We start from the raw sequence: 11,795 nt of genomic DNA, 5'->3' as shown, positions 1-11,795 counted from the left end.
TTTTAGAAAATGAATGTAGAGAAAATATTAGCCATTTCAGGAAAACCAGGTTTATTTGAATTAAAAATTCAAACCCGTTCAGGTTTCGTAGCTGAATCATTATTAGACGGAAAAAAAATAACTGTTGGAATGAAGAGTAACGTGAGTTTACTTTCTGAAATTTCAATGTATACTTTCAGCGAAGAAAAACCTTTAGTTGAAATTTTGCGAGCAATTGCAGTTAAAGAAAACGAAGGTCAAGCAATTTCTCACAAAGAAGATACGGCTAAATTAGTAGCTTATTTTTCTGAAATTGTACCTGATTATGATACCGATAGAGTATATCCATCAGATATCAAAAAGGTATTGAATTGGTACAATATGTTGCAAGCAAAAGGAATGGTTTCTAAAGAAGAACCAAAGGTTGAAAATGCTGAATCAATCAAAGAACAAGTTGTTGAAGAAGTAGCACAAGCTAAAGAAAAGAAAGCACCGAAAGCAGAAAAAGAAGCTGCTGAAAAATCAGAAAAGCCAAAGGCAAAAACTAAAAAATAGTTAATTACTTTTTTATAAATATAAATCCTATTACAGAAATCAAGTAGTAGGATTTTTTATTTTTACCAAAACCTAAAGTCAAATGAATACAAGACAACAACAATTAGATGCTTTTAATAGATTGTTAGACATTATGAATGATTTGCGAGAAAAATGCCCTTGGGATAAAAAGCAAACTATAGAAAGTCTACGTCATTTAACTATTGAAGAAACTTATGAATTGGGCGATGCTATTTTGAATAATGACCTTCAAGAAGTAAAAAAGGAATTGGGTGATTTGTTGCTGCACATTGTTTTTTATGCCAAAATTGGAAGCGAAACCAATAGTTTTGATATGGCCGATGTATGCAATGAAATTTGTGACAAATTAATTCATCGTCATCCGCATATTTACGGCGATGTTGTAGTTGCTGATGAAGAAGAAGTGAAGCAAAATTGGGAAAAACTTAAACTAAAAGAAGGTAAAAAATCGGTTTTGGAAGGTGTTCCTAATGGTTTGCCAGCTCTTGTAAAAGCATCAAGAATTCAAGATAAGGTTAAAGGCGTCGGATTTGACTGGGAAGAATCGCATCAGGTTTGGGATAAAGTGCAAGAAGAATTGCAAGAACTTCAAGTAGAAGTTGCAGCAGGAAATCAAGACAAAATGGAAGCTGAATTTGGAGATGTATTGTTTTCAATGATTAATTATGCTAGATTTCTAAAAATTAACCCTGAAGATGCATTGGAACGAACCAATAAAAAATTCATCAAGCGTTTTCAATATCTTGAGAGTAAAGCAGACGAACTCGGAAAACCATTAATGGACATGACTTTAGCCGAAATGGATGTTTTTTGGAATGAAGCCAAGAAATTATAGTCGAAATTGCAACCAAGAATAACCATTTTTAAATTATATTTGAAATCTATCTAACCAAATAATAAAATAATGTCAGAAGAAAAACACGAATTAAAACGCTCTTTAGGTTTAATCGATGCCACCAGTTTAGTTGCAGGTTCTATGATTGGATCCGGAATTTTTGTTGTAACAGTTTATATGGCGCGCGATTTAGGATCGGCAGCTTGGATTTTAGTTACTTGGTTAATAACAGGTTTGTTGACAATGTCGGCAGCATTGAGTTATGGCGAATTGGCAGGAATGATGCCCAACGCTGGTGGACAATATGTTTATATTCAGCGTGCCTACGGAAAATTAGTTTCGTTTCTTTATGGCTGGACGGTTTTTACGGTGATACAAACCGGTGTTATCGCAGCAGTTGCAGTAACTTTTGCCAATTATGCCGCAGTTTTCTTTCCTGTTTTAGAAAATAAAATTTTTACGATTGGCGATAGTTTTTCGTTTGCTAATAGCCAAATTTTGGCAATGATTAGTATCGTTCTGCTTACTTACATCAATACTAAAGGTGTTAAAAACGGAAAAATTATTCAATTGGTTTTTACATCGGCTAAGTTGATAGCTCTTTTTGCCCTAATTATTTTCGGATTGTATATTGGTTTTCATACCAATACGTTTCAAGATAATTTTACCAATATGTGGGACGCAAGTAAAACAGTTTTTGACGAAACAACTAAAACAGCAACAGTAACAAAAATTTCAGGTGTTGCACTTGTTGGAGCCATTGGTGCTACGATTATAAATTCGTTATTTTCAAGTGATGCTTGGAATAATGTAACTTTTATTGCGGGAGAAATTAAAGATCCAAAAAAGAATATCCCACGAAGTTTGTTCTTAGGAACATTAATAGTAACCATCATTTACATTTTAGCCAATGTTGCCTATTTAGCATTACTACCTTTAAACGGAACTCCAGACGGTTCGGTGGTTGAACACGGAATAATGTTTGCCAGTCAAAATAGAGTAGGAGCAGCAGCAGCAAGTATGATTATGGGAAACATTGGTGTTTTTGCTATGGCGGCTTTAATTATGGTTTCTACTTTTGGATGTAATTCTGGATTGATTTTATCAGGTGGAAGGTTATTTTATGCTATGGCAAAAGATGCACTGTTTTTTAAACAAGCTGGTGAATTAAACAAAAATGATGTTCCGGCCAAAGCGCTTTGGTTTCAATGTCTTTGGGCTTGTATTTTATGTATTTCGGGTAGATATGGCGACTTGCTTACCTATGCAACATTTGCCTCATTACTTTTTTATATCTTAACTATATACGGAATTTTTGTTTTAAGAAAAAAGGAACCTAATGCTGAAAGACCATACAAAGCATTTGGATATCCTGTAGTTCCAATATTGTATATCGTGGTTACCACTTTAATATGTGTCACGTTATTAATATATGAAACAACAAGTACTGGATTAGGATTATTTATTGTTGGACTCGGAATTCCAGTATATTATTTGTTTTTGAAAAAGAAAGAAGAATAGAATATAAAATTGGCTGAATAAATTATTCAGCCATTCTTTTTAATTTAATTTTATCAAGTAGCATTATCTTTTTACCACTAAGTTCTATCAAACCATTTTTTTTCAATTCAGATAGTAATCTAATGCAACTTTCAGTAGCAGTACCAATCATTCCCGCTAATTCATCTCTAGAAAGTTGAATGTGTAAACTGCCATCTTCATTTTTACCAAAACTTTCCTCAAGATAAAGTAGCGTTTCGGCCAATCGTTCTTTTACGTTTTTCTGAGCCATAGTAACCATTTGATCATCGGCATCTTTCAAATCACCGCAAATGGTTTTCATAACATTCATTGAAAATCCGTTGTTAGTATTGAAAAACCCCATAACATCTGTTTTTGGAATGAAACAAACTTCCATATCTTCAAGAGCAACGGCGCTTAAATTGGTTGGTTCATCGCTAATCATAGATCGTTGACCAAGTAATTCTCCCGATTTAACCAATTTTACAATTTGCTCTTTTCCGTTGGCACTTAACTTAGAAAGTTTACAGATTCCCTCTTTGATACAAAATACACCTTTAGTGATTTCGCCTTCTTCAAAAATGTGTTCACCTTTTTTTATGGAATAGGATGTTTTGCAATCTGCCATTCGCAAAAGCTCTTCTTTATTCAAAGCTTTCAACGAACTAAATTGTCTGACAATGCATTGTTCACACTTGCTCATAATGCTTTTTGTTTAGTAGTTGTGCAAAGATATTAAATAGTATGACAATTATCATATTTTAAATTTAAGAATTGTTCAACCTTTGCTCAAGGTAAAAATGAGCAAATTTATGGACACATCTAATTGTTTCCATTGTGGTAATAAAATTATAAAAAAAGACGAAATTCTATTTGACGAAAAACGTTTCTGTTGTAATGGTTGTAAAACTGTTTATGAAATTTTTAGTCTAAATGATCTGTCTTCTTATTATGATTTTGAAGCATCTCCTGGTGCGACTCCATTGGACATTAACGGAAAATATGACTTTTTAAAAAATGAAAATATTGTTTCAAAACTTCTTGAATTCCAAGAAGACACAACACATATTATTTCACTTTATATTCCTCACATACACTGTAGTTCGTGTATTTGGATTTTGGAAAATCTACAAAAACTTCAACCAGGAATAAATACCTCTCAGGTAAATTTTCCGGAGAAAAAAGTACGAATAAACTACAATCCTAATAAAACAAACCTTAAACAAATTGTTGCACTACTTTGCTCTATTGGTTATGAACCTTATATCAGCTTAGAGACTTTTGATGAAGGTAAAAAAGTCGTTGACAGAACCTTGGTTTATAAAATTGGAGTGGCATTTTTCTGTTTCGGTAACATTATGCTGCTCTCGTTTCCCGAATATTTTGAGGTGAATGAATTTTGGATCAATCAATATCGAGGATTCTTGCGATGGTTGGTTTTTGCGCTATCGCTTCCGTCTTTTTTATATTCGGCAAGTGGCTATTATGTTTCTGCCTGGAAAAGTATCAAAGCAGGAATGTTAAATATCGAAATTCCAATTGCTTTAGGAATTATAGTAATGTTTATCAGAAGTACGGTTGATATAATTTTTGATTACGGACAAGGTTTTTTTGATAGTATGTGCGGTTTGATTTTCTTTATGTTGTTAGGAAAATTATTCCAACAAAAAACTTATAGTTTTCTCTCGTTTGAACGTGATTACAAATCCTATTTTCCTATAGCAATTACTAAATTGCTACCCAATGGAACCGAAATTCCTGTACAAGTTTATGACATTAAAAAAGGTGATAGATTACTTATTAGAAATCAAGAATTAATTCCGGTTGATGGAATATTAATTTCAAATAAAGCATCAATTGATTACAGTTTTGTTACTGGAGAAGCCGTTCCAATTGAAAAAATATCTGGAGATAAAATTTTTGCAGGCGGAAAACAACTCGGTAAAGTAATCGAAATGGAAGTGCTGTTTTCGGTTTCAAATAGTTATCTGACACAATTATGGAGTAACGATGTTTTTCAAAAAAAAGTAGAATTAAAACACAAATCGATTACCGATAAAATCAGTCGTTATTTTACTCCAGCACTAATTGGATTGGCGTTAGTATCCTTTTTATATTGGATTTTTATTAGCGTCGATACTGCTTTTAATGTTTTTACCGCAATCTTAATTGTAGCTTGTCCGTGCGCTCTAGCACTTACAGCTCCATTTACACAAGGTAATGTATTGCGAATTATGGGAAGACGAAAGTTGTACCTAAAAAATGCTATGGTTATTGAACAATTAGCCAAAGTGGATACGATTGTATTTGATAAAACAGGAACAATTACGACTAATGAAAAAACTTCTATTACTTATGAAGGTGAACCATTAAATGATTTTGAATTAAAATTATTAGGCAATACTTTAAGAGGTTCCAATCATCCTTTAAGTCGAAGATTGTATGATTTTATTCCGAAACAAGAGCCAAAAGAACCTTTGCATTTTGAAGAAATAATAGGTAAAGGAATTAAAGCCGATTTTGATGACGGAACAATAAAATTAGGTTCTTCTCAATTTTTACAACACATCAGCGAGAATACACACAAGAAAACAAAAGTTCATCTTGAAATAAATGGTGTTTATAAAGGTAGTTATATTTTTAATAATCAATATAGAGAAGGTTTAGAAAAATTATTTGAACGTTTATCTAAAAAGTACAAATTAATTGTTCTTTCTGGTGATAATGACGGCGAACGCAAAATTTTAGAAAAAATGCTGCCAGCCAATACAACTTTAGTTTTCGATCAAAAACCAGAACAAAAGCTACACTATATAGAAAATCTTCAAAAGCAAGGAAAAAATGTAATGATGGTTGGTGATGGATTGAATGATTCTGGAGCTTTAGCACAAAGTAATGTTGGTATATCAATTTCAGAAAACGTAAATGTCTTTTCGCCAGCTTGCGACGGAATTTTAGATGCTTCGCAGTTTCAAAAAATTGCCTTTTTTATGAACTATTCTAAAAATGCAATGCTTACAATTTACATGAGTTTTGCACTTTCATTATTGTACAATGTAATTGGATTAAGCTTTGCTGTTACAGGAAATTTATCACCTATTATAGCTGCTATTATTATGCCTTTGAGCACGATTACTATTGTGAGTTTTGTAACTACATTGAGTAATATTTATGCGGGTAAAAAATAGATGACTTTAAATTTTAAGGTAACTATCCAGATAAACGCTAATCAAAATTTAGATATGATAAATATCATATTTTATCAAGTAAGGTCAGAGTAATTTTGTTAACACAAATTCAAGGTATGAGTGTCATTTATTTATTAATCTCCATCAGTATAGTAGTTGCGGCCGCATTTCTTTATGCTTTTATTAGAGCAGTCAGAAGTGGGCAATATGACGACGATTATACTCCATCAGTCAGAATGCTTTTTGACGATGAATTACTAACAAAAACCAAAACATTAACAAACAAAAACGAAGAACAAAAACCAATTTAATTATGGAAATGCAACAATTTTATTATGACAACAAAATTGTAAAGAAGTTCCTTTATGCCAGTATAGTATTTGGTATAGTAGGAATGTTAGTTGGACTTATTTTAGCCATTTTATTTCTATTCCCAAACATGACCGATGGAATATCGTGGTTGAGTTTCGGACGATTGAGACCTTTACACACCAATGCAGTTATTTTTGCCTTTGTTGGTAACGCAATGTTTGCTGGAATTTATTATTCCTTGCAACGTTTACTTAAAGCAAGATTATATAGTGATTTTTTAAGTAATCTGCATTTTTGGGGATGGCAATTAATTATTGTTGCCGCTGCAATTTCGCTTCCTTTAGGATATTCAACCTCCAAAGAATATGCCGAATTAGAATGGCCAATAGACATTGCAATTGCTTTAATCTGGGTTGTATTTGGTATCAATATGATTGGTACAATTATTAAAAGAAGAGAACGTCACTTATATGTAGCTATTTGGTTTTATATTGCTACGTTCGTTACAGTTGCCGTGCTTCATATTTTCAATAGTTTAGAGTTACCAGTTTCAGCTATGAAAAGTTACTCGGTCTATGCAGGAGTTCAAGATGCATTAGTTCAATGGTGGTACGGACACAATGCAGTTGCCTTTTTCTTAACAACTCCATTTTTAGGATTAATGTACTACTTTGTTCCAAAAGCAGCTAATCGTCCGGTGTACTCTTATCGATTGTCAATTATTCACTTTTGGTCTTTAATATTCTTATACATTTGGGCAGGACCACACCATTTATTATACTCAGCATTACCAGAATGGGCGCAAAATCTCGGAGTTGTTTTCTCTATAATGTTGATTGCTCCATCGTGGGGCGGAATGATAAACGGTCTTTTAACGCTACGAGGTGTTTGGGATAAAGTAAGAGAAGAACCAGTTTTGAAATTCTTCGTGGTAGCAATAACGGGTTATGGTATGGCAACTTTTGAAGGTCCAATGCTTTCGCTTAAAAACGTAAATGCAATAGCGCATTATACCGATTGGATTATTGCTCACGTTCACGTTGGCGCTTTAGCTTGGAACGGATTTATGGCGTTTGGAATGACGTATTGGTTGATTCCAAGAATGACTAAAACGCAATTATTTTCTAGAAAATTAGCCAATTTCCATTTCTGGATTGGAACTTTAGGAATCATAATGTATGCTTTGCCAATGTATGTTGCAGGATTTACACAAGCGTCTATGTGGAAGCAATTTAAACCAGACGGAACGTTACAGTATGGTAATTTCCTTGAAACAGTAACGCAAATTATGCCAATGTATTGGATGAGAGCAATTGGTGGAACATTGTATTTAACAGGTGTTATTGTGATGGTTTACAATATTATAAAAACGGTAAAACAAGGTGCAACTGTTGAAGATGAATTGGCACAAGCGCCAGCATTAGAAAAAATTACTAAAGGAAGATTAAAAGGCGAAAAGTTTCATCCATGGTTGGAAAGAAAACCAGTCCAATTAACAATTTTAGCAACCATCGCTATTTTAATAGGTGGTGTTATTCAAATTGTTCCAACGATAATGGTAAAATCAAATATTCCAACTATTGCTGCGGTAAAACCATATTCGCCGCTAGAATTGCAAGGACGTGATATTTATATTAGAGAAGGTTGTGTGGGTTGTCACTCTCAAATGATTCGTCCGTTTCGTTCAGAAGTAGAACGTTATGGAGATTATTCTAAAGCTGGTGAATTTGTGTATGATCATCCATTTCTTTGGGGATCTAAACGAACTGGTCCAGATTTACATAGATTAGGCGGAAAATATAATGACAATTGGCATTTTAATCACATGTGGGATCCTCAACGTGTTAATGAAAAATCAATTATGCCCGCTTACAAATGGTTATTTGCTAACAAACCAATGGATTATTCTACAACAGAAGCCAAAATGAATGCTATGAAAACTCTTGGTGTTCCTTATTCAGATGATGATATTGCAAATGCTCAAGAAAGTATTCAAAATCAGGCTGCTTCAATTGAAAAAAATCTACACAACGACCCTGATTTTGTAAAATCTTATGAAGAAAGTAAACAAAAAGCTGCAAAAAATGGTGAAACTTTCGTTCCGATGAAAGACAGAGAAATTGTAGCCTTAATTGCTTACTTACAACGTTTAGGAACCGATATAAAAGTAAAAAAATAAGTCATGTTAAAATTTGTAAAATACAGTTTAGAAACAATTGATGGCGTAGCAGTTTATCCAATTATCTCATTATTAATATGTTTCAGTTTCTTCATTGGGCTTTTTGTTTGGGTTTTTACCTATAAGAAAGAAAAAATAAATGAACTGAGTAAATTACCAATCAAAGACTAATCCTATTAAAGTTTAAATGATTATGAAAAAATTAGTTCCATCTTACATAAGAGTTCCGTTGTTATTTGCCTTGATGTTTGGCGCAATGGAATATTTTATTGACTCAGGAGATCAACCAGCTTTTATAAAATATCCGATGGTTTTGCTGTTTCTTGGTGTATTTCTTTTTCTTTTAATTGCCTTAGAAATAGTAGTGAACGCTGTAGATAATGTTACTTATCAATTGTTAACTGAAGAACAGAAAAAGCAGCTTGACGAAGCGCAATCAATACCTTTCACAGAAAGTGAATTTTATAAAGGATTATTAAAAAAGCTAACTCGTTCTAAAGAAATCGAACAAGAAGCCGACGTGATGCTAGATCATAACTATGACGGAATTAAAGAGTTAGATAACGTTTTGCCTCCGTGGTGGGTCTATCTGTTCTACGGATGTATAATTTTTGCAGGAATTTATTTGGTAAGATATCAAATATTAGGCGCTGATAATCAAACACAAGAGTACGAAAAAGAAGTTGCAGAAGCTAGAAGTGCAATTGATGAATACAACAAAACCGCACCAGATGTTATGGATAAAGAAAAAGTGGTGTTGCTCACCGACGCGGCAAGTATTGCTGCTGGTAAAACAATTTTTCAAAGTACTTGTGCGGCTTGTCATAGGGCTGATGCAGGTGGACAAATTGGACCAAATCTAACAGATGATATGTGGATAAATGGTGGCGGAATCAAGAATGTGTTCAACGTTATTATGGAAGGCGGTCGTGACGGTAAAGGAATGGTACCTTGGAAAACAACAATTAAACCATCTGATATTCAAAAAGTTGCCAGTTATGTTTTGTCACTTCAAGGTTCTAATCCAAAAGAACCTAAACCCGTTGAGCCTGAAGCAAAAAAATGGGTTGATGAAGCTGCTTCAAAAACAGATGCAACAACTGCACCAAAAGATACAACCACTGTAGCGGCAAAAGTTGTTGTCAAATAAATAAATCTATTCAAGTCTCGATTCTAAAATCGGGACTTGAGGTTTTAAAAACACTCAAATGTCAACATTACCAGATGATAATTTTAGAGATAGTATAGGTACTATCAATAAAGAAGGAAAAAGATCGTGGATTTATGCCAAAATGCCTAAAGGAATTCTTTATGAAAGAAGAAAATGGTTAAGTTATTTTTTACTACTATTTTTATTTGCAGCGCCTTTTGTAAAAATAAACGGAAATCAGTTTTTATTATTTAATGTTATTGACAGAAAATTTAATCTTTTCGGATTTCCTTTTTGGCCTCAAGATTTTCACATTTTCGTTATTATTATGATTATTGGTGTGGTTAGTTTGGCATTGTTTACAGTTGCCTTCGGTAGAATTTTTTGTGGATGGTTTTGTCCGCAAACCATTTTTATGGAAATGGTATTTCGCCGCATTGAATTTTGGGTTGAAGGTGATAGAGGTGCACAAATTAGATTAGATAAACAAGATTGGGATGCTGAAAAAATAAGGAAAAAATGCACTAAATGGTTTATTTTTTATATCATTTCCTTTTTAATTGCAAATGTTTTTTTGGCTTATTTAATTGGTAGTGATGAATTGATAAAATTTATTGTCGAAGGACCAACTAAAAATACGCATACCTTAATTGCTTTGATAATTTTCACATATGTTTTCTATTTTATTTATGCTTGGTTTAGAGAACAAGTATGCATAATTGCTTGTCCTTATGGAAGAATGCAAGGTGTTTTACTAGATAATAAAACCATTAATGTTGCTTACGATTATGTTCGTGGTGAAAAAGAAGCAGGAAGAGCAAAATTCAATAAACAAGAAGATAGAACAGCATCTGGAAAAGGTGATTGTATTGATTGTAAATTGTGCGTGCATGTTTGTCCAACAGGTATAGATATTAGAAATGGCGTGCAACTAGAATGTATAAATTGTACAGCATGCATAGATGAGTGCGACCATATTATGGAAAGTGTTGGTTTGCCCAAAGGATTAATTAGATATGCCAGTGAAGTTGAAATTGTTACTAAAGAAAAATTTGTTTTCAATACAAGAATGAAAGGTTATGCATCAGTATTGCTAATTCTTACTGGTGTTTTTATTGGAATGTTATTTCTTAGGAATGATGTTGAAGCGACAATTTTACATCTTCCGGGACAATTATTTGAACATAAAGGAGAAAAAATTAGTAATGTATATACTTTTAAAGTGGTTAATAAAACGGAACACGATTTTAATAAGGTTTATTTCAAACTTGTCGCTCCAAAAGGCGAAATAAAGTTGGTTGGAAAAGACCACTTCATTGTAAAAAAACAGGCTCTATCGGAAGGTACTATGTTTATAGAAATCAATCAAGCCTTTTTAAAAGGAGATAAAACTATATTACAAATAGAAGTTTATAACGATAAAGAACTACTTGACAACGAGACAACTAATTTCTTAGGACCAAGAAGTTTTAACTAAAAAAATATTTATGAAATCGCCAATAATAGCAAGTTTGCGCAAGCAAACACCTATTAATATAAAGGCGATACCATATATGACCACTAACAAATTAAATTTTACAAATATGAAAATTAATTGGGGAACAGGAATTGTAATAGCGTTTGCACTATTTATGAGCTTTATTTTATTCTTTGTATTTAATGTGCAATCCAATTCAAAATACGACAACGAATTGGTTGTTGAAGAGTACTACAAAAAAGAAATAGTAGCTCAGCAAGATTTAGACAGAGAGCAAAACGCCTATGATTTAAGCACTAAAGTAATTATAAAAACCACAGCAGAAGGAATCAGTATTGATTTTCCTGCCGATTTTGAATATGAAAATATTAAAGGAATAGTGTCTCTTTATAGACCGTCAAACCAAAAGCTAGATTTTGAAATTCCAATATCATTATCTAGTTCACATTTGCTCATACCTAAAAGTAATTTGGTTGGCGGTCGTTGGGACATTACTATCGATTGGAATTATAAAGATAAAAAATACTTGAGCAAAGAATTAGTCTATTTTCATCAATAAAAAAAGCTCAAAATAGAAA

11 protein-coding genes are annotated in these 11,795 nt (G+C 32.8%); 10 read left to right on the top strand and 1 reads right to left on the bottom strand.

Annotation, left to right across the window (positions count from 1 at the left end; translation table 11 throughout):
• The first annotated feature begins 9 nt into the window (after positions 1–9).
• From Q0050_RS03120 to Q0050_RS03110, 3 genes are all read left to right on the top strand, one after another.
• Positions 10–534 carry a DUF5606 domain-containing protein gene (locus Q0050_RS03120; RefSeq protein ID WP_298392547.1) on the top strand — a complete coding sequence of 175 codons (525 nt, stop codon included), beginning with the start codon at positions 10–12 and terminating at the stop codon, positions 532–534.
• 82 nt (positions 535–616) lie between these two features.
• The gene (gene mazG, locus Q0050_RS03115) at positions 617–1,390 is read left to right on the top strand and encodes a nucleoside triphosphate pyrophosphohydrolase (RefSeq protein ID WP_298392546.1); all 774 of its coding nucleotides are present in this window, start codon (positions 617–619) and stop codon (positions 1,388–1,390) included.
• A gap of 69 nt (positions 1,391–1,459) precedes the next feature.
• Positions 1,460–2,911, top strand: coding sequence for an APC family permease (locus tag Q0050_RS03110; RefSeq protein WP_298392545.1), 1,452 nt, complete (start codon positions 1,460–1,462; stop codon positions 2,909–2,911).
• Positions 2,912–2,933: 22 nt separating this feature from the next.
• Here Q0050_RS03110 and Q0050_RS03105 read toward each other — a convergent pair whose 3' ends face one another.
• On the bottom strand, positions 2,934–3,614 hold the full coding sequence (locus Q0050_RS03105; protein WP_298392544.1) for a Crp/Fnr family transcriptional regulator: 681 nt from the start codon (positions 3,612–3,614) through the stop codon (positions 2,934–2,936).
• A 109-nt stretch (positions 3,615–3,723) separates the two neighbouring features.
• On the opposite strand from Q0050_RS03105, the gene Q0050_RS03100 reads away from it, so the two are divergent.
• The 7 genes from Q0050_RS03100 to Q0050_RS03070 all read left to right on the top strand — a co-directional run bounded on the left by Q0050_RS03100 (position 3,724) and on the right by Q0050_RS03070 (position 11,776).
• Complete coding sequence (locus tag Q0050_RS03100; RefSeq protein WP_298392543.1) at positions 3,724–6,099, top strand: heavy metal translocating P-type ATPase metal-binding domain-containing protein; 2,376 nt, start codon at positions 3,724–3,726, stop codon at positions 6,097–6,099.
• Positions 6,100–6,215: 116 nt separating this feature from the next.
• A complete protein-coding gene (gene ccoS / locus Q0050_RS03095) occupies positions 6,216–6,410 on the top strand; it encodes a cbb3-type cytochrome oxidase assembly protein CcoS (RefSeq protein ID WP_298392542.1) in 195 nt (64 codons plus the stop codon).
• Positions 6,411–6,412: 2 nt separating this feature from the next.
• On the top strand, positions 6,413–8,590 hold the full coding sequence (ccoN, locus tag Q0050_RS03090; protein ID WP_298392541.1) for a cytochrome-c oxidase, cbb3-type subunit I: 2,178 nt from the start codon (positions 6,413–6,415) through the stop codon (positions 8,588–8,590).
• 3 nt (positions 8,591–8,593) lie between these two features.
• Positions 8,594–8,761 (top strand): CcoQ/FixQ family Cbb3-type cytochrome c oxidase assembly chaperone, encoded by a 168-nt coding sequence (locus Q0050_RS03085; RefSeq protein ID WP_298392540.1) that lies wholly within the window; start codon positions 8,594–8,596, stop codon positions 8,759–8,761.
• A gap of 22 nt (positions 8,762–8,783) precedes the next feature.
• Positions 8,784–9,740 carry a cbb3-type cytochrome c oxidase N-terminal domain-containing protein gene (locus tag Q0050_RS03080; RefSeq protein ID WP_298392539.1) on the top strand — a complete coding sequence of 319 codons (957 nt, stop codon included), beginning with the start codon at positions 8,784–8,786 and terminating at the stop codon, positions 9,738–9,740.
• A gap of 58 nt (positions 9,741–9,798) precedes the next feature.
• Entirely contained in the window at positions 9,799–11,217 is a 1,419-nt protein-coding gene (gene ccoG / locus Q0050_RS03075; protein ID WP_298392538.1) for a cytochrome c oxidase accessory protein CcoG, read from the top strand.
• 106 nt (positions 11,218–11,323) lie between these two features.
• Complete coding sequence (locus Q0050_RS03070; RefSeq protein WP_298392669.1) at positions 11,324–11,776, top strand: FixH family protein; 453 nt, start codon at positions 11,324–11,326, stop codon at positions 11,774–11,776.
• Positions 11,777–11,795: the final 19 nt, after the last annotated feature.

It is taken from the genome of Flavobacterium sp. (assembly GCF_027483985.1).
Classification (GTDB): Bacteria; Bacteroidota; Bacteroidia; order Flavobacteriales; family Flavobacteriaceae; genus Flavobacterium.
The sequence above is the reverse complement of the archived record's forward strand: the minus strand, read 5'-3'. Positions and strand labels throughout refer to the sequence as shown.

Bases quoted from the DNA above. Each gene is read 5' to 3' on its own strand.
- Q0050_RS03120 (WP_298392547.1), top strand. From the start codon at position 10: ATGAATGTAGAGAAAATATTAGCCATTTCAGGAAAACCAGGTTTATTT.
- mazG (WP_298392546.1), top strand. From the start codon at position 617: ATGAATACAAGACAACAACAATTAGATGCTTTTAATAGATTGTTAGAC.
- Q0050_RS03110 (WP_298392545.1), top strand. From the start codon at position 1,460: ATGTCAGAAGAAAAACACGAATTAAAACGCTCTTTAGGTTTAATCGAT.
- Q0050_RS03105 (WP_298392544.1), bottom strand. From the start codon at position 3,614: ATGAGCAAGTGTGAACAATGCATTGTCAGACAATTTAGTTCGTTGAAA.
- Q0050_RS03100 (WP_298392543.1), top strand. From the start codon at position 3,724: ATGGACACATCTAATTGTTTCCATTGTGGTAATAAAATTATAAAAAAA.
- ccoS (WP_298392542.1), top strand. From the start codon at position 6,216: ATGAGTGTCATTTATTTATTAATCTCCATCAGTATAGTAGTTGCGGCC.
- ccoN (WP_298392541.1), top strand. From the start codon at position 6,413: ATGGAAATGCAACAATTTTATTATGACAACAAAATTGTAAAGAAGTTC.
- Q0050_RS03085 (WP_298392540.1), top strand. From the start codon at position 8,594: ATGTTAAAATTTGTAAAATACAGTTTAGAAACAATTGATGGCGTAGCA.
- Q0050_RS03080 (WP_298392539.1), top strand. From the start codon at position 8,784: ATGAAAAAATTAGTTCCATCTTACATAAGAGTTCCGTTGTTATTTGCC.
- ccoG (WP_298392538.1), top strand. From the start codon at position 9,799: ATGTCAACATTACCAGATGATAATTTTAGAGATAGTATAGGTACTATC.
- Q0050_RS03070 (WP_298392669.1), top strand. From the start codon at position 11,324: ATGAAAATTAATTGGGGAACAGGAATTGTAATAGCGTTTGCACTATTT.